The following is a 17395-nucleotide window of genomic DNA, read 5'->3' as shown; positions in this document are numbered from 1 at the left end:
GATCTGCCGACCCGTCGGAAGGACAGGGACCGTGGACTTCACCTTCAGCGAGGAGCAGCAGGCGGCGGCCGAGGCGGCACGGGGGGTGTTCGCCGATGTCGCACCGGACGCGGTGCCGTCTCCGGCGTTGACCACGGGTGCCGTGGCCGACGAGTTCGACCGCGCGCTGTGGGCCAGGCTCGCCGACGCGGATGTGCTGAGCCTGCTGTCGGCCGAGGAGTACGGCGGGGCGGGTCTGGACGCCGTCGCGCTGTGCCTGGTGCTGCGCGAGTCGGCGAAGGTGCTGGCGCGGGTGCCGCTGTTGGAGAACAGTGCCGCCATGGCGGCCGTACAGGCGTACGGCGGCCCGGAGTTGCGGGCGGAGCTGCTGGAGCGGGCCGGGCGCGGGGACGTCGTGCTGACCGTCGCCGCGAGCGGCCGCACCGGCCATGACCCTGCCGAACTCGCCGTCACCGCGCGGCAGGAGGAGGGGGAGGGGGCCGACTGGATTCTGGACGGCGTGCAGACGGCGGTGCCGTGGGCGTATGACGCGGACTACGTCGTCGTCCCGGCCCACACGGCCGCGGACCGGACCATCCTCGCGCTGGTGCCCCGGGTCCATGACGGGGTCACGCCGGCCGAGCAGTTCTCCACCAGCGGGGAGCGGCTGGGCGAGCTGCGGCTGGAGTCGGCGCGGATCGCCGCGCGGGACGTGATCGATGTCGAGGGCGCGTGGGAGTGGCTGCGGGATCTGCTGACCACGGGGACGTGTGCGCTGGCGCTCGGTCTGGGCGAGCGGGTGCTGCGGATGAGCAGTGAATACACGAGCAAGCGGGAGCAGTTCGGTTTCCCGGTCGCCACCTTTCAGGCGGTCGCCGTGCAGGCCGCCGACCGTTACATCGACCTGCGCGCGATGGAGGTCACGCTGTGGCAGGCCGCTTGGCGGATCGCCTCGGGAGCGCGGGGCACGCTGCCGGTCGCGGGGGACGTCGCCGTGGCGAAGATCTGGGCCTCCGAGGGGGTACGGCGGGTGGTGCAGACGGCACAGCATCTGCACGGCGGGTTCGGCGCAGACGTCGACTACCCCCTGCACCGGTACCACGCCTGGGCCAAGCATCTGGAGCTGTCGCTGGGCCCGGCGGCGGCGCACGAGGAGGCGTTGGGGGATCTGCTGGCGGCGCATCCCCTGGGATGACGCACGCCGCAACAGCGGAAGCGACAGCAGTAGGGGGCCGGGCATGCTGGTGCTCATCCTGTCCGGCGTCCTCGTGCTCACCGTCGGGGATGTGTCTGCGTCTGGTGAGCGGCCGGGGGCGAGCCACGCCGGGTGCGCGTGGTGGCCACGGCGGCCCTCCCGACGGGCGAACCGGCCCGCCACGCGAACCGCGGTGACCGGGGACCGAGCGGCGAGGACGACGACCAGGCACCCACCACCAGGCACGGCCGCCTGACACCCACCACCAGGCACGGCCGCCTGACACCCACCACTGGGCTCCGCCCCGGCACGCGGCGCACCCGGCACCCGCCACCGGGCACCGCCGCCCAGCACCGGTCCCCTCGACTGCCGAAGGCTAGAGCACGAAGCCCGGTCGGCCGTCGTCGGTCACCACGGGGCGGCCCGTCTCTGCCCACAGCTGCATGCCGCCGTCGACGTTCGCGGCGTCGATGCCCTGCTGGGCCAGGTACATCGTGACCTGGGCCGAGCGACCGCCGGACCGGCAGATCACGTGGACGCGGCCGTCCTGCGGGGCGGCCTCGGTCAACTCGCCGTAGCGGGCCACGAACTCACTGATGGGAATGTGCAGCGCCCCTTCGGCGTGACCCGCCTGCCATTCGTCGTCCTCGCGGACGTCCAGCAGGAAATCGCCGTCCTTGAGGTCCGTGACCTGGACCGTGGGCACACCAGCACCGAAATTCATGGGACCGACGCTACCCGACGCCCTCGGAACGCGGCCGCTCAATCCTGTGTGAGCAGCTCCGCGAGCTCCGCCTCGCGTGTGGAGACGTCGGCCAGGAGCTTCTCGGCGATCTCCTCCAGGAGGCGGTCCGGGTCGTCCGGTGCCATCCGGAGCATCGAGCCGATCGCGCTCTCCTCCAGCTCCCGCGCGACCACGGAGAGCAGTTCCTTGCGCTGGGCGAGCCATTCGAGACGGGCGTAGAGCTCCTCGCTGGGGGTGGGCCCCTGCTCCGGGGGCTTCGGCCCGGCGGCCCATTCCTCGGCCAGTTCCCGCAGGAGGGGCTCGTCCCCACGGGAGTAGGCCGCGTTGACCCGGGTGATGAACTCCTCGCGCCGCGCCCGTTCGGTTTCGTCCTGGGCGAGGTCCGGGTGGGCCTTACGGGCGAGCTCGCGGTAGAGCTTGCGGGCCTCGTCACTGGGGCGCACCCGCTGCGGGGGCCGCACCGGCTGGTCCGTGAGCATCGCCTCGGCCTCGGGGAACAGGCCCTCCCCGTCCATCCAGCCGTGGAACAACTCTTCGACGCCGGGCATCGGCATCACCCGGGCACGGGCCTCGTCCGCCTTGCGCAGGTCCTCGGGATCGCCGGTGCGGGCGGCCCGGATCTCCGCGATCTGTGCGTCCAGCTCGTCGAGGCGGGTGTACATGGGGCCGAGCTTCTGGTGGTGCAGGCGGGAGAAGTTCTCCACCTCGATGCGGAAGGTGTCCACCGCGATCTCGTACTCGATGAGCGCCTGCTCGGCGGCCCGTACGGCACGCTCCAGCCGCGCGGTGCCTGCGGCGTCTGTGCCCTGAGGGTCGGCTTCCGGGGACGTCATCCGAACAGCGTAGCTGCGCCGGGCCGGGCCGGGCGCCATCGGATGTGCCGGCGCGGGTTGTCGGGCGGGTGCGGGTGGGTGGGGGCTGGTCGCGCAGTTCCCCGCGCCCCTGAGTGGGGAGGGCCACGCCCGCCCAGTGCGCCGGCCTCCTCACACCCCCGTTTCCGCCGCCACCCTCCCCGACCGGATCCCCGCCACCAGTTCCGCGTGGTCCGCCTCCGTCCGCTCCGCGTACGTCACCGCGAAGGTGGCGATGGCCTCGTCGAGTTCGTCGTTCTTGCCGCAGTAGCCGGAGATCAGGCGGGGGTCGGCGCTGTGGGAGTGGGCGCGGGCCAGGAGAGCGCCGGTCATGCGGCCGTAGTCGTCTATCTGGTCGGCGGAGAGGGCGGCCGGGTCCACGCTGCCCTTGCGGTTGCGGAACTGGCGGACCTGGAAGGGGCGGCCCTCGACGGTCGTCCAGCCCAGCAGGTTGTCGCTGACGACCTGCATCCGCTTCTGGCCCAGCACGACCCGGCGGCCCTCGTGCTCGATCATCGGGGAGTCGAAGCCGGCGGTGACCAGGTGAGGCAGCAGGGCCGAGGCCCTCGCCTCCTTGACCTGGAGGACCAGCGGTTCGTCGCGGTGGTCCAGCAGCAGGACGACGTAGGAACGTGTGCCCACGCTGCCCGTGCCGACCACCCGGAACGCCACGTCGTGCACCGCGTGCCGGGCCAGCAGTGGGAGGCGGTCCTCGGAGAGGGTGGTCAGGTAGTGCTCCAGGGACGCGGCCACCGCCGCAGCCTCCGCGTCGGGCACCCGGCGCAGCACTGGCAGGGCCTCCACGAACCGCCGGCCGCCGTCCTCGGTCGGCTCCGTCGACTTCGCCGCGAAGCGCCCGCTGGTGTTGGCCCGCGCCTTCTCCGAGACCCTCTCCAGCGTGCCGACCAGCTCATGGGCGTCGGTGTGGGAGACGAGCTCCTCGTCCGCGATCGCGTTCCACGCGTCCAGCACCGGGAGTTTGGCCAGCAGCCGCATGGTGCGCCGGTAGGCGCCCACCGCCCCGTGCGCCGCCGCACGGCAGGTGTCCTCGTCGGCGCCGATCTCCCGGCCCGCGAGGACGAGGGAGGCGGCGAGCCGCTTGAGGTCCCACTCCCAGGGGCCGTACACCGTCTCGTCGAAGTCGTTCAGGTCGATGACCAGGTCGCCGCGGGCGTCGCCGTACAGTCCGAAATTGGCCGCGTGGGCGTCGCCGCAGATCTGGGCGCGGATCCTGGTCATCGGCGTGCGGGCCAGGTCGTACGCCATGAGGCCCGCCGAGCCGCGCAGGAAGGCGAACGGTGTGGCCGCCATCCGCCCCACCCGCAGCGGGGTCAGCTCGGGGATGCGGCCCCGGCTCGACTCCTCGACCGCCTCCACCGCACCGGGACGGGAGATGTCGAGGTCCAGCGCGGCATGGGCAGCACGCGGGACGCTCTCCCGCAGTGCCTTGCCCTCCTTCTTGGGCGAGCCCTCCACGGGCCACTGCGCGAAGCCACGCACCAGGGGCCGCCGGGCCCCGGCCGCAGCGCCGGCCGTCTCACCGGCCGGCGCCCCGGCCGTCGTCTCCACACCGGCCTCGGTCACCGCGACCGCCTCCCCCGTGACTCTCAAGAACATCAACTCGTGCCGACCGTACAACCACCAGCCGAAACGCGTCAGACCCTGTGGACAACTCCACAGCTGTGGAAGAACTCCCTGGAAAGGGCGCGGCCCGGGCTCAGCCCAGCTTGTCCACCGCCTGGTAGCAGGTCCACGCCGTCGCTTCGCACGACGTCTTCTTCCGACGTTGTCGGAGGAGGTCGTGCAGTAGTCGGTCGACCAGTCGAAGTCGTACGCGCCCCAGTCGCTCTGATCGGCGCGGGCGAAGAAGGTGTTGTAGGCGCTGCTTGCGCCGGTCTGGGTCCCACTGCTGAGCACGGCCGTCTTGTCAGCCTGTGCGGCCTGGGCGGCCTGGGCGGCCTGGGCGGCGGAGGCCGGCAGCCGGACGGCGGTCACGGCGAGGGCGACGGTGAACAAAGGCGCGTCGAGGCGACGAGCGCATGGGCTCTTCCTCCGGGCATGGCGACGCCCCGACGGGGATTCACCGGGGCGTGGCCCAGCGAAGGCCGAAGCCCTGTGCCGCACGCATGCCGCACGCATGCCGCAGCTATGGAAGCAGCTATAGAAGCCCCACCGACCTCGGCCAGGCGTAGGCCCAGAGCGCCGCAGACGAGGGTCACGCCCGCAAATACGCGAGCACCGCCAGCACCCGTCGATGCGTCTCGTCCGCCGGCGGCAGATCCAGCTTCGTCAGGATTCCCCCGATGTGCTTGCCCACAGCCGCTTCCGACACCACCAGCTCCCGCGCGATGGCCCCGTTGGACTTGCCCTCCGCTATCAGCGCCAGCACCTCCCGCTCGCGCGGGGTGAGCCGCTCCAGCGGATCACGGCGTCGGCGCAGCAGCTGCCGTACGACCTCGGGGTCCACGACCGTGCCGCCGTCCGCGACCTCGGACAGCGCGTCGACGAACTCCTCGACCTGGCCGACACGGTCCTTGAGCAGATAGCCGACGCCCGTGCCGTCACCGGAGTCGAGGAGCTCGGAGGCGTACGTCCGCTGTACGTACTGGCTGAGCACCAGCACCGGCAGGGCGGGGCGGCTCTCCCGGAGGCGGACCGCCGCGTGCAGGCCCTCGTCCTGGAAGCCGGGCGGCATGCGGACGTCGGTGACCACGATGTCCGGGCCGTGCTCCTCGACCGCCGCGATCAGCGCCTGCGCGTCGCCGACGGCCGCGACGACCTCGTGACCGCAGCGGCCCAGCAGGCCTATGAGTCCCTCGCGCAGCAGCACACTGTCCTCGGCCAGGACTACGCGAAGCGATCGGCCGGCTCGCTCAACTCGGTCACCTCGCAAGGGAACTCCACACGCAACAGGGTCGGTCCGCCCGGCGGGCTGGACAGGGAGAGTCTGCCATCCAGGACCGACACCCGGTCCGCGAGTCCGGTCAGCCCGCTGCCCGCCGAGGCGTCGGCGCCGCCGCGGCCGTCGTCGCGCACCTCGAGGACCAGGCGCCCGCCCGTGTACCCGCCGCTCACCTGGGCGCGGCCGGCCCCGCTGTGCTTGGCGATGTTGGCGAGTGCCTCGCAGACCACGAAGTACGCGGCCGCCTCCACGGCCTGCTCGAACCGTCCCGGCAGCGGGAGCTCCACGTCGACGGGGACCACGGAACGGTCGGCGGCGTCGGCCACGGCGGCCCCGAGGCCGTAGTCCGCCAGGACCTTCGGGTGGATGCCGTGGATGAGTTCGCGCAGTTCGGCGAGGGCCTTGCCCGCCTCGTCGTGGGCCTTGGCGAGCTGGTCGGCGAGCGGCCCGGCCGGGGCGTCGAGACGGGCGAGACCCAGGGTCATCGTCAGGGCGACCAGGCGCTCTTGGGCGCCGTCGTGCAGATCGCGTTCGATGCGCCTGCGTTCCGCCTCGAAGGCGTCCACCAACCGCGCGCGTGAACGGCTCAGTTCGACCACCCTGGCATCCAGCTCGCCGACACGCGAGGCGATCAGCAGCCGCGTCAGCCCGGCCCGGGCGCCCGCCACGACCCCCAGCGCGTACAGGCCCAACGCCAGGAGCACGAGCCCGAGCAGGGCCACCCCGAAGGCCGCGGGCCACGTGGTGACCGCCCACTGCTTGAGCACCTTCGTCTCCCGCCCGTCCCCGACCGTGGCCATCAGCAGCGGGGTGGCGGCCATGGAGACCGGACAGAGCAGGGCGACCGTGATCGCGAGGGCGTCGACCGGCCAGAGCAGCCCGGCGAACAGCAGGGTGTACCCGAACTCACGCCAGGTCGCCTGCTCCTTCAGCCGCGTCGTCAGCCAGGCCCACAGCCCCGTGACGGCGGGCGCCCAATGCGGATCGGACACCGGGTCCACGTCGACCAGGCGCAGTCGTCGCCGCTCCAGCCGGGCGACCACGACACCGGACAGCGCCAGCATGACGAGCAACGGCAGCCCCACAAGTACGGCGGTGAGCGCCCCGCCGACCACGGCCAGCGTCACGGTCCCCACCAGCGCGACCACGCCGGCCACCGCACCGGTCAGCAGATAGGCGACCGCGCGCCAGGGCCACACCGACAGCAGAAAACCCGGCCGGGACATGGCCTGCCACACATTCCGAGGATGCATGCGGATCACGGTAGAAGCGCGGCGCGGGACGGCGCCATGGCCCTGGACGGAGGAGTGGGGGTATGGCCGGCCCTACCCCAGGACTCGGTCCCGCCGCACTGCGCCGAGGCACCTGCGAACGGTTTCGTGGAGCCCACCGGATCCGGTGGCGACGACACCGATCCGGTGGAACGAAACGACACCAGCCGGAACAACACCCGGCACCCCGACACCGGACAACTGGGGGACCCATGACCACCGACGCCATCAGCCTGCGATCCGTCGGCAGGACATACGGCCGGACATACGGCATGTCCTACAGCAGGGCACACCGCTCGACACACCACAGGAACAGCAGACGCACCTCCCCCGACGACACCACCGTGACCGCACTCGACGACGTCACCCTCGCCTTCCCCCGCGGCACCTTCACCGCCGTCATGGGCCCATCCGGCTCCGGAAAGTCGACCCTGCTGCAGTGCGCCGCGGGCCTGGACCGGCCGACCTCGGGCTCGGTCACCATGGGCGGCACCGAGCTCACGACGCTCAGCGAGACCAAACTGACCTTGCTGCGGCGTGAGCGCGTCGGATTCGTCTTCCAGGCGTTCAATCTGCTGCCCTCGCTCACCGCCGAGCAGAACGTCGCCCTGCCTCTCAGGCTGGCCGGCCGGCGCGTACCCAGGGCCCGGATCCGCGAGGTACTTCAGCAGGTCGGCCTAGGTGAGCGGGCCCGGCACCGGCCCACCGAGCTGTCCGGCGGCCAACAGCAGCGCGTCGCCCTGGCCCGCGCCCTGGTCACCCGCCCCGAGGTCCTCTTCGGCGACGAACCGACCGGCGCCCTCGACTCCCGTACCGGCCGCGAAGTACTGACCCTGCTGCGCTCCATGGTCGACCGCGAGAGCCAGACGGTGGTCATGGTCACCCACGACCCGGTGGCCGCGTCCCATGCCGACCGCGTGGTCTTCCTCGTCGACGGCCGGCTCAGCGGCGAGCTCGTCGGAGCAGGCACGCACGACATCGCCACGCACCTGGCCGAGTTGGAGGACACACCACCGGCCCGGCGGACCACCCTTCCCGCACCCCGCCCCACACCCGGAAACGAGCCCCGCCCGGAGGGCCAACCGTGCTGACCATCGCCCTCCACACTCTCCGCACCCGCTGGTCGACCTTCTTGGGCACCTTCGTCGCCCTCTCTCTCGGCGTCGCCCTGCTCGCCGTGATGGGCCTGACCCTCGCCTCCTCACTGGACGCACCGGACAGACGGCCCGAACGGTTCGCCACGGCACCGGTCGTGGTCCGGGGCCAGGACACCCTGAGTGTGCCGACCTCGGTCGGCGCCCATGTTTCACGTGAAACACGCAAGCTCGCCCACCCACGTGCGGTGCCCGAAGCGACCGTGGCCAAGCTGATGAAACTCGGCACCGTCATCGCGGACCGCTCCTTCCCGGTACACACCGAGGGCGTCCCCCGCGGCCTCATCGGTCACCCCTGGTCCACCGCCGCCTTCGCCCCGTACGAGATCACGGCGGGCCGAGCACCCCGCACACCCGGCGAAGTCGTCACCGCCGACTGGGCGCGCCCGGGCCAGCAGCTGCACACCCGCCACGGCACCGTGACGGTCGTCGGCACCGTCTCCTCACTCGGCTTCGAGAACCCCGTCTTCTACACCGATGCGCGCGCCGCCAAGCTGTCCCCGGAGAGCACGCAGCTCGTGGTGGAGGCAGACGCGACCGACGTACGACAAGCAGCAGAAGGCGAGTCCGTCCACGTCCTTACGGGCAACGACCGCCATCTCGCCGACCCCGACCCGGACCGCGACCGGGAGGCGCTCACCGCCATGAACGCCCTGTTCGGGACCGCCGGCGGCGTCACCGCCTTCGTGTCGGTGTTCGTCGTGGCGTCCACCTTCGCCTTCGCGGTCGCCCAGCGGCGCCGGGAGTTCGGCCTGCTGCGCACGGCGGGAGCCACCCCCGGCCAGATCCGCCGGACGGTGTGCGCGGAGGCACTGCTGGTGGGTGTACTCGCCTCGGCCACCGGCTGTGTGGTCGGTGCGTACGGGGCCCCACACCTCGCGGAGTGGGCGGTCGACGTCGGCCTCGCACCGGGCTGGTTCACCATAGGCGACTCCAAGTGGCCGTACCACATGGCCTTTTGGACAGGTCTGCTCGTCGCGCTGCTCGGTGTGATCGCCGCGTCCTGGCGGGCCGGCCGCGTCGGTCCCACCCAAACGCTGCGCGAGGCTTCCGTGGATGCGAAGGCGATGACGCGGGGTCGCCTGCTGTGCGGGGCCGGCCTGCTGCTGGCCGCCGTGGTGACCCTGGTCCTGTCCCTGGTCACCGACCCGGGCGAGCTGCTGCATCGCAAGACCTACGTCAGCCGTCCGATGTTGCTGATCACCGCGGTCGCGCTGCTCGCGCCGGCCCTGGTGCGTCCGCTGACCCGGCTCATCGCCTGGCTGCCGGCCCAACTGCCGGGTGCGGGCGGGATGCTGGTGAGGGAGAACGCCGCCGCGGGAGTCCGCCGTACGGCAGCCGTCGCGGCGCCCGTCCTGGTCACCGTCGCCCTCACGGGTTCACTCCTGGGAGCGACCGCCACGCTGAACGACGCCAAGGCCACCGAGACGCGCGAGCGGACCACGGCCGACTTCGTGGTCGTCCCAGCCGGGAACACCGGCCTGACCGCGAGCAACGGCGCTACTGGGAACACCGGCCCTACCGAGAGCAAGGACCCCACCGAGGATCCAGGCGCCGACGGAGACTCCGGCGCCGCCGAGAACACAGGCTTCGACGCGCAGACGCTCCAGCAGCTCCGCACGATCCCCGGCATCACAGCCTCCGCGACCTCGTCGAGCGCCGTCTACGTCCTGGAGGACGGCGTGGCCCTCATCAGGTCCGAGGCCCGTGCCGCCGAGCCCGCGCCGCTCGCCGTGACCGCGGACCTCCCCCTGGCGGCCGGAAAGGTGAGCGATCTCGACGACGGCTCGATCATCGTCAACGAGGAGTGGGAGCGGCACACCGTCGGGCAGACCGTGGACGTATGGCTCGGTGACGGCACCAGGAAGTCGCTGCGGATCGCCGCGGTCATGACGACCGGTACCGGTGACAACGGCGTCTACGTCACCCCGGCCAACGCGCCCGGCGCACACGTCGACCGCGTGGACGTCACCCTCATCGCCGGTGCAGACCCCGCGGTAGTGGCCGACGAACTGCGCAAGGCGGGCGGGCACGTCCTCACCAGGGACCAGTGGGTGCGGGCGAGCCACCCCGGGACCGACCGGAACACCAGGTACGGCTTCCTGCTGGTCCTCGGCATCGCCCTGCTCTACACCGGGATCTCCCTGGCCAACACGATGGTCATGGCGGCCTCGGACCGGGTACGCGACCTGGCCGTCCTCCGCCTGGCCGGGGCCACCCACCGACAGGTGCTGCGGGTGGTCGGCGCCGAGGCGCTGACGGTCGTGGCGGTGGGCGGGGTGCTCGGACTGCTGGTCACCACGATCAATCTGGCCGGGATGCGGGGCGCACTGGGACTGCTGTCGGTGCACGGGCCGATGCGGATCCCCTGGCCGGAGCTCGCCACGGTCACCGGAGCCTGCGCGGTCCTCGCCGTGGTGTTCTCGGTCGCCCCGGCCGCCTGGGCGATGCGCCGCAGAACGGTGGAACTGGCCGGAACGAGGGAGTGAGATCGACCTCACAGCGTGAGCCGTGCCACCACCCAGCCCCCTCGGACAGGCACCAAAAAGCCCCCCAGGTCCAGGACCTGGGGGGCTTTCAGTGGTGCGCGAGGGGGGAGTTGAACCCCCACGCCCTTTCGGGCACTGGAACCTGAATCCAGCGCGTCTGCCTATTCCGCCACCCGCGCATTGGGTGTGTCCTCGGGCTCTTCACCGTGCGGTGCGGCGCCTTCCGACACGCAGAACATTAGCACGGTGGAGGAGGTGGATTCACATCCCATATCCGGGGGCAGCCGCCCACCAGCGGGTTCGGAAACGGTCCACCGAACCCGGTTGCCGTCGGCCACGTATCAACCTGTGCTTGTTCACGTATCAACCTCGTACCGGTACCGCCCGTCTCCCCAGGAGCCGGTCGGGCTCCACAGTCAGGTGCGGGACACTGGTCTGCGGCCGCCTCTACGATCCTTGACAGAGGAGTTCGACAGCGGAGTTCGAAGTGGAGCTCCAGAGGGAACTTCGGAGGCGTCGACACCTGTCGACAGTGCCGACAGGGGGAACCAGCCGATTCACCGGCGCGTGGATACGATCAGCAAGCAGTACCAGGTAAGCAGCACACAGCGCAGTACCCAGGACGGCAAGGACGGAGGAGGTGCCTCATGGGAGTCCTGAAGAAGTTCGAGCAGCGTCTCGAAGGTCTGGTCAACGGCACCTTCGCCAAGGTGTTCAAGTCCGAGGTGCAGCCCGTGGAGATCGCGGGCGCGCTCCAGCGGGAGTGCGACAACAACGCCACCATCTGGAACCGCGACCGCACGGTCGTACCCAATGACTTCATCGTGGAGCTGAGCACGCCGGACTTCGAGCGGCTCAGCCCCTACTCGGGCCAGCTCGGCGACGAGCTCGCCGGCATGGTGCGCGACTACGCCAAGCAGCAGCGCTACACCTTCATGGGCCCGATCAAGGTCAACCTGGAGAAGGCGGACGACCTCGACACCGGTCTGTACCGGGTGCGCAGCCGTACGCTCGCCGGCTCCACCGACCAGCGGGCCCCCGGAACCGCGGCTCCGGCCGCCCGGCCCGCCGTGCCGGGCGCGGGAGCCGGCGGTTACGGCTACCCGCCGGCCGCTCCGGCAGGCGCTCCGCCCATGCCGTCCGCCCCGCCTCCCGGCCGTGGCGCCCCCGGCGGCTACGGCTATCCGCAGCCGGCCCAGGCCCAGCGCCCCGGCGCCGGCGGCCCGGTCGGCGCGCCCGCGCCGGGCTCCCGTACCCGCCACTGGATCGAGATCAACGGCACCCGCCATCAGATCTCCCGCGCAACGCTGGTGCTGGGTCGCAGCACCGAAGCCGACGTGCGGATCGACGACCCCGGCGTCTCTCGCCGGCACTGTGAGATCCGGACCGGAACGCCCTCGACGATCCAGGATCTCGGGTCCACCAACGGCATCGTGGTGGACGGGCAGCACACCACCCGCGCTACGCTCCGCGACGGCTCGCGGATCGTCGTGGGCAGTACCACCATCATTTACCGGCAAGCCGAAGGGTGAAGCGGGGGCAATGTCAGAGCTGACCCTCACGGTCATGCGGCTGGGTTTCCTGGCCGTACTGTGGCTGTTCGTGATCGTGGCCGTGCAGGTCATCCGCAGCGACCTGTTCGGTACGCGTGTCACCCAGCGCGGCTCGCGCCGGGAAGCCGGCCGGGCCCAGCAGGCCCAGCGGCAGGCGCCTCCGCAGCAGCGCCAGCAGCCGGCCGCAGGAGGCCGCCAGCGCCGTAACGCCCCCACCAAACTCGTCGTGTCCGAGGGCACCCTCACCGGTACCACGGTCGCGCTTCAAGGCCAGACCATCACGCTGGGCCGGGCGCACGACAGCACCATCGTGCTGGACGACGACTACGCCTCCAGCCGCCATGCCAGGATCTACCCGGACCGCGACGGCCAGTGGATCGTCGAGGACCTGGGCTCCACCAACGGCACGTATCTCGACCGAACGCGGCTGACGACCCCGACACCGATTCCGCTGGGCGCGGCGATCCGCATCGGCAAGACCGTCATCGAGCTGCGGAAGTAGTGCTACATCATGAATAGGCGCGAGCGGAGCGAGCACGCGGTGTGGGCCCCCACCCCGGGCCCCGGCGCGCTCCCGACCGGAGGGTGGGCACCGTGCGGATGTACCCGGAGCCGACGGGCGAGGTGCGCATGAGTCTGTCACTGCGCTTCGCCGCCGGATCGCACAAAGGCATGATCCGGGAGGGCAACGAGGACTCCGGATACGCCGGGCCCCGCCTGCTCGCCATCGCCGACGGCATGGGCGGCGCCGCCGCCGGCGAGGTCGCCTCCTCCGAGGCCATCTCCACCATCGTCGCCCTCGACGACGACGTGCCCGGCTCCGACGTCCTCACCTCGCTCGGCGTGGCCGTCCAGCGCGCCAACGACCAGCTGCGCTCCATGGTCGAGGAGGACCCCCAGCTCGAAGGCATGGGGACCACGCTGACCGCTCTGCTGTGGACGGGCCAGCGGCTCGGCCTCGTGCACGTCGGCGACTCGCGCGCGTACCTGCTGCGCGACGGAGTGCTCACGCAGATCACACAGGACCACACCTGGGTGCAGCGCCTGGTCGACGAAGGCCGCATCACCGAGGAAGAGGCCACCACCCACCCCCAACGCTCCCTGCTGATGCGGGCGTTGGGCAGCGGCGAACACGTCGAGCCCGACCTCTCCATCCGTGAGGTCCGCGCCGGCGACCGCTACCTGATCTGCTCCGACGGTCTGTCCGGCGTCGTCTCCCACCAGACGCTCGAGGACACCCTCGCCAGCTACCAGGGCCCCCAGGAGACCGTGCAGGAGCTCATCCAGCTGGCACTGCGGGGCGGTGGCCCCGACAACATCACGGTCATCGTCGCGGACGTCCTCGACCTGGACACCGGGGACACCCTCGCCGGGCAGCTCTCCGACACCCCGGTCGTGGTCGGCGCGGTCGCCGAGAACCAGCACCAGCTGCACGACAACGGCATCATGCAGACCCCCGCGGGCCGCGCCTCCGGGCTCGGCCGCCAGGGCCACGGACAGGACGGCGGCGAGTACGGCCGGCCAGGGGTCAGCGACACCACCGGCTACATCCCCGCAGGCAGCTTCGGCGACTACTCCGACGACGACTTCGTCAAGCCCCGCAAGGGCCGTAAGTGGCTGAAGAGATCGTTCTACTCGGTCCTCGCGCTCGCCGTCATCGGCGGTGGCCTCTACGGCGGCTGGCGCTGGACGCAGACCCAGTACTACGTCGGCGTCAACGACGAGCACGTGGCGCTGTACCGCGGCATCAGCCAGGACCTGGCGTGGGTCTCGCTCTCGAAGGTGTCCAAGGACCACCCCGAGATCGAACTCAAGTACCTGCCGCCGTACCAGCAGAAGTCGGTCGAGGGCACCATCGCCGAGGGCGACCTGAAGACGGCCCAGAAGAAGATCGACGAACTGGGCGTCCAGGCCTCCGCGTGCAAGAAGCAGGCCAAGGCGCAGGCCAAGGAGAGCGAGAAGAACTCCAAGACGGGCGAGGGCCAGGCCGGCGGCACCACGGGAACCACTCAGTCCTCCCTGACGTCCAAGGCCACACCGACCCCGACGAGCACGACCTCCCCGTCCCCGAACGCTTCCGCATCCCCGACCGCGCCCACGCCCACCCCCGGCCCCACCCTCTCGGACGAGGAGAAGCAGGTCGTCGGGAACTGCGGTACGCAGTAGGCAAGCCGTGAGAGGCCCTGTCACACGATGAGCAGCAGTACTTCGAACACGTCGACGCACCACACGTCCACGATCGGCGCGATCGGCGCCCCGAGCCGCCGCAACACCGAGCTGGCACTACTGGTGTTCGCCGTCCTCATCCCGGTCTTCGCCTACGCCAACGTGGGTCTGGCCATCGACGACCAGGTCCCGGCCGGGCTCCTGAGCTACGGCCTCGGCCTCGGCCTGCTGGCCGGCGTCGCCCATCTCGTCGTACGCAAGTTCGCGCCGTACGCGGACCCGCTGATGCTGCCGCTGGCCACCCTGCTCAACGGCCTCGGGCTCGTCGCGATCTGGCGCCTCGACCAGTCCAAGCTGCTGCAGCAGATCGGCCAGGCCGGCGGCAAGGCCACCAACCAGCTGATCTACACGGCGATGGGCATCGCCCTCTTCGCCGTCGCCCTGATCTTCCTCAAGGACCACCGGGTCCTGCAGCGCTACACCTACATCTCCATGGTCGGCGCGCTGGTCCTGCTGCTCCTCCCGCTGGTCCCGGGCCTCGGCGCCAACATCACCTACGGCGCCAAGATCTGGATCAAGGTCGGCAGCTTCACCATCCAGCCCGGAGAGTTCGCCAAGATCGTCCTGGCGATCTTCTTCGCCGGCTACCTCATGGTGAAACGGGACGCGCTGGCCCTCGCCAGCCGCCGCTTCATGGGCCTGTACCTGCCGCGCGGCCGTGACCTCGGCCCGATCATCGTCGTCTGGATGATCTCGATCCTCATCCTGGTGTTCGAGACCGACCTCGGTACGTCGCTGCTGTTCTTCGGAATGTTCATCATCATGCTGTACGTCGCCACCGAGCGGACCAGCTGGATCGTCTTCGGTCTGCTGATGTCCGCGGCCGGCGCGGTCGGTGTGGCCAGCTTCGAACCGCACGTCCAGACCCGTGTCCAGGCCTGGCTCGACCCGATGCACGAGTACCTGCTCAGCCGCAACGGCAGCAACGACGGCCTCGTCCACTCCGAGCAGGCCATGCAGGCCCTGTGGGCCTTCGGCTCCGGCGGCACCCTCGGCACCGGCTGGGGACAGGGCCACTCCGAGCTGATCCGCTTCGCCGCCAACTCCGACTTCATCCTCGCCACCTTCGGCGAGGAGCTGGGCCTGGCCGGCCTCATGGCGATCCTGCTGATCTACGGCCTGATCGTGGAGCGCGGCGTACGCACCGCCCTCGCCGCCCGCGACCCCTTCGGCAAGCTGCTCGCCATCGGCCTCTCCGGCGCCTTCGCGCTCCAGGTCTTCGTGGTCGCCGGCGGTGTGATGGGCCTGATCCCGCTGACCGGTATGACGATGCCCTTCCTGGCGTACGGCGGTTCCTCCGTCATCGCCAACTGGGCCCTGATCGGCATCCTGATCAGAATCAGCGACACCGCACGCCGCCCGGCGCCCGCCCCCGCCCCCAGCCCCGACGCCGAGATGACCCAGGTGGTCCGCCCGTCATGAACAAGCCCCTGCGCCGGATCGCGATCTTCTGCGGCCTCCTGGTCCTGGCCCTGCTCATCCGCGACAACTGGCTCCAGTACGTCAAGGCCGACACCCTCAGGGAGGACCCGGACAACCGCCGGGTGCTGATCGCGCGGTACGCGACGCCCCGCGGCGACATCATCGTCGACGGCAAGGCCATCACCGGTCACGCGGAGACGACGTCGGGCGACTTCAAGTACAAGCGCACCTACAAGGACGGCGCCATGTGGGCGCCGGTCACGGGCTTCGTCTCGCAGTCCTACGGCGCCACTCAGCTGGAGGCCCTCGAGGACGGCATACTCACCGGCAACGACGACCGGCTCTTCTTCCGCAACACCCTCGACATGCTCACCGGCAAGCCGAAGGAGGGCGGCAACGTCGTCACCACCCTGAGCGCCGCCGCGCAGAAGGCCGCCTACAACGGTCTGAAGAAGCAGGGCGGCAAGGGCGCGGTCGCCGCCATCGAGCCCTCCACCGGCAAGATCCTGGCGCTGGCCTCCTACCCGTCGTACGACCCCTCCACGATCGCCGGCGGCAGCGACTCCGACGCCGAGGCCTGGAAGAAGATCGACAAGAAGAACAACCCCGACGACCCGTCGCTCAACCGGGCGCTGCGCGAGGTCTACCCGCCCGGCTCCACCTTCAAGGTCGTCACCGCGGCCGCCGCCCTCGAGAACGGCCTGTACAAGTCGGCCGACGAGCAGACCGACTCCCCGCTGCCGTGGACCATGCCCGGTACCACGACCCAGCTGAAGAACGAGGGCAACATCCCCTGCGAGAACGCCACCCTGCGCGTGGCGCTCCAGTACTCCTGCAACACCGTCTTCGGCAAGGTCGGCTCCGACCTCGGCAACGACAAGATGCTCGAAGAGGCCAAGAAGTTCGGCTTCACGGAGGAGCAGTTCACGCCGGTCCGCTCCAGCGCCTCCGTCTTCTCCGACGACATGGCGCCCTCCGAGGTCGCGCTCTCCTCGATCGGCCAGTTCAACACCGCCGCGACCCCGCTCCAGATGGCCATGGTCGCCTCGGCCGTCGCCAACAACGGCACCCTGATGAAGCCGTACATGGTCGACTCCCTCCAGGCCCCGAACCTGGACACCCTGGAGAAGACCGAGCCGGAGAAGATGAGCGAGCCGCTGTCGGCGGAGAACGCGCAGATCCTCCAGTCGATGATGGTGACGGTCGTCGAAAAGGGCACCGGCACGACGGCGAAGATCCAGGGCGTCACCGTGGGCGGCAAGACCGGTACCGCCCAGCACGGCGAGAACAACAGCAAGAACCCGTACGCCTGGTTCATCTCGTACGCCAAGGTCGGCGACAGCGCGCCGGTCGCCGTGGCCGTGGTCGTCCAGGACGACAACGCGGTCCGCGAGAACATCTCCGGCAGCGGTCTCGCCGCCCCCATCGCCAAGAGCGTCATGGAGGCGGTCATCGACTCCAAGAAGTGACCCCGCTCACGTCACCTCCACATCGATGCACGTTGCGATACCGGTCCTGTATCAGGTGACGCACTTGGCCAGGTCACACAAAGCTAGCCGGGTACGGTAGGCCCGGAGTGCAGCCTCCGACCGCACACACGTGCCGGTC

13 protein-coding genes and 1 tRNA gene are annotated in these 17395 nt (G+C 70.7%); 8 read left to right on the top strand and 6 right to left on the bottom strand.

The features are described from left to right. Nucleotides 1–31: 31 nt before the first annotated feature. Nucleotides 32–1174 carry an acyl-CoA dehydrogenase family protein gene (locus QF027_RS24785; protein WP_306978835.1) on the top strand — a complete coding sequence of 381 codons (1143 nt, stop codon included), beginning with the start codon at nucleotides 32–34 and terminating at the stop codon, nucleotides 1172–1174. Between the two features lie 376 nt (nucleotides 1175–1550). On the opposite strand, the gene QF027_RS24780 is transcribed toward QF027_RS24785, so the two are convergent. The 5 genes from QF027_RS24780 to QF027_RS24760 form a co-directional block, all read right to left on the bottom strand. Then, the gene (locus QF027_RS24780; protein ID WP_059208213.1) at nucleotides 1551–1880 is read right to left on the bottom strand and encodes a rhodanese-like domain-containing protein; all 330 of its coding nucleotides are present in this window, start codon (nucleotides 1878–1880) and stop codon (nucleotides 1551–1553) included. A gap of 56 nt (nucleotides 1881–1936) precedes the next feature. Continuing rightward, on the bottom strand, nucleotides 1937–2752 hold the full coding sequence (locus QF027_RS24775) for a J domain-containing protein (RefSeq protein ID WP_306978838.1): 816 nt from the start codon (nucleotides 2750–2752) through the stop codon (nucleotides 1937–1939). A 150-nt stretch (nucleotides 2753–2902) separates the two neighbouring features. After that, complete coding sequence (locus QF027_RS24770; protein ID WP_306986614.1) at nucleotides 2903–4387, bottom strand: DUF2252 domain-containing protein; 1485 nt, start codon at nucleotides 4385–4387, stop codon at nucleotides 2903–2905. Nucleotides 4388–4985: 598 nt separating this feature from the next. Then, nucleotides 4986–5600 (bottom strand): LuxR C-terminal-related transcriptional regulator, encoded by a 615-nt coding sequence (locus tag QF027_RS24765; protein WP_256122698.1) that lies wholly within the window; start codon nucleotides 5598–5600, stop codon nucleotides 4986–4988. Nucleotides 5601–5617: 17 nt separating this feature from the next. After that, nucleotides 5618–6898 carry a sensor histidine kinase gene (locus tag QF027_RS24760; protein WP_307082478.1) on the bottom strand — a complete coding sequence of 427 codons (1281 nt, stop codon included), beginning with the start codon at nucleotides 6896–6898 and terminating at the stop codon, nucleotides 5618–5620. Nucleotides 6899–7155: 257 nt separating this feature from the next. Here QF027_RS24760 and QF027_RS24755 point away from each other — a divergent pair, with 257 nt between their 5' ends. Beyond that, nucleotides 7156–8034, top strand: coding sequence for an ABC transporter ATP-binding protein (locus tag QF027_RS24755; RefSeq protein WP_307077115.1), 879 nt, complete (start codon nucleotides 7156–7158; stop codon nucleotides 8032–8034). Then, entirely contained in the window at nucleotides 8028–10586 is a 2559-nt protein-coding gene (locus QF027_RS24750; RefSeq protein ID WP_307077113.1) for an ABC transporter permease, read from the top strand. The genes QF027_RS24755 and QF027_RS24750 overlap by 7 nt, the downstream gene beginning before the upstream one ends. 92 nt (nucleotides 10587–10678) lie before the next feature. Here the strand turns inward: QF027_RS24750 and QF027_RS24745 are convergent. After that, nucleotides 10679–10765 (bottom strand) — tRNA-Leu (locus QF027_RS24745). A gap of 468 nt (nucleotides 10766–11233) precedes the next feature. Here QF027_RS24745 and QF027_RS24740 point away from each other — a divergent pair. The 5 genes from QF027_RS24740 to QF027_RS24720 all read left to right on the top strand — a co-directional run bounded on the left by QF027_RS24740 (nucleotide 11234) and on the right by QF027_RS24720 (nucleotide 17256). Beyond that, nucleotides 11234–12118, top strand: coding sequence for an FhaA domain-containing protein (locus QF027_RS24740; RefSeq protein WP_306978847.1), 885 nt, complete (start codon nucleotides 11234–11236; stop codon nucleotides 12116–12118). 10 nt (nucleotides 12119–12128) lie between these two features. Further along, a complete protein-coding gene (locus tag QF027_RS24735; RefSeq protein WP_037707129.1) occupies nucleotides 12129–12641 on the top strand; it encodes an FHA domain-containing protein FhaB/FipA in 513 nt (170 codons plus the stop codon). A gap of 98 nt (nucleotides 12642–12739) precedes the next feature. Next, complete coding sequence (locus tag QF027_RS24730) at nucleotides 12740–14305, top strand: Stp1/IreP family PP2C-type Ser/Thr phosphatase (protein ID WP_307082476.1); 1566 nt, start codon at nucleotides 12740–12742, stop codon at nucleotides 14303–14305. Nucleotides 14306–14332: 27 nt separating this feature from the next. Further along, nucleotides 14333–15787, top strand: coding sequence for an FtsW/RodA/SpoVE family cell cycle protein (locus QF027_RS24725; RefSeq protein WP_306978851.1), 1455 nt, complete (start codon nucleotides 14333–14335; stop codon nucleotides 15785–15787). Continuing rightward, nucleotides 15784–17256 (top strand): peptidoglycan D,D-transpeptidase FtsI family protein, encoded by a 1473-nt coding sequence (locus tag QF027_RS24720; RefSeq protein ID WP_306978853.1) that lies wholly within the window; start codon nucleotides 15784–15786, stop codon nucleotides 17254–17256. The genes QF027_RS24725 and QF027_RS24720 overlap by 4 nt, the downstream gene beginning before the upstream one ends. Nucleotides 17257–17395: the final 139 nt, after the last annotated feature.

Source organism: Streptomyces canus, assembly GCF_030816965.1.
GTDB lineage: Bacteria > Actinomycetota > Actinomycetes > Streptomycetales > Streptomycetaceae > Streptomyces > Streptomyces canus_E.
This window is presented reverse-complemented; position numbering and strand designations above follow the sequence as displayed.

Excerpts from the sequence above, each read along its gene's own strand:
- QF027_RS24775 (WP_306978838.1), bottom strand. The coding sequence starts at position 2,752 with ATGACGTCCCCGGAAGCCGACCCTCAGGGCACAGACGCCGCAGGCACC.
- QF027_RS24770 (WP_306986614.1), bottom strand. The coding sequence starts at position 4,387 with ATGTTCTTGAGAGTCACGGGGGAGGCGGTCGCGGTGACCGAGGCCGGT.
- QF027_RS24760 (WP_307082478.1), bottom strand. The coding sequence starts at position 6,898 with ATGTCCCGGCCGGGTTTTCTGCTGTCGGTGTGGCCCTGGCGCGCGGTC.
- QF027_RS24755 (WP_307077115.1), top strand. The coding sequence starts at position 7,156 with ATGACCACCGACGCCATCAGCCTGCGATCCGTCGGCAGGACATACGGC.
- QF027_RS24740 (WP_306978847.1), top strand. The coding sequence starts at position 11,234 with ATGGGAGTCCTGAAGAAGTTCGAGCAGCGTCTCGAAGGTCTGGTCAAC.
- QF027_RS24735 (WP_037707129.1), top strand. The coding sequence starts at position 12,129 with ATGTCAGAGCTGACCCTCACGGTCATGCGGCTGGGTTTCCTGGCCGTA.
- QF027_RS24730 (WP_307082476.1), top strand. The coding sequence starts at position 12,740 with ATGTACCCGGAGCCGACGGGCGAGGTGCGCATGAGTCTGTCACTGCGC.
- QF027_RS24725 (WP_306978851.1), top strand. The coding sequence starts at position 14,333 with ATGAGCAGCAGTACTTCGAACACGTCGACGCACCACACGTCCACGATC.
- QF027_RS24720 (WP_306978853.1), top strand. The coding sequence starts at position 15,784 with ATGAACAAGCCCCTGCGCCGGATCGCGATCTTCTGCGGCCTCCTGGTC.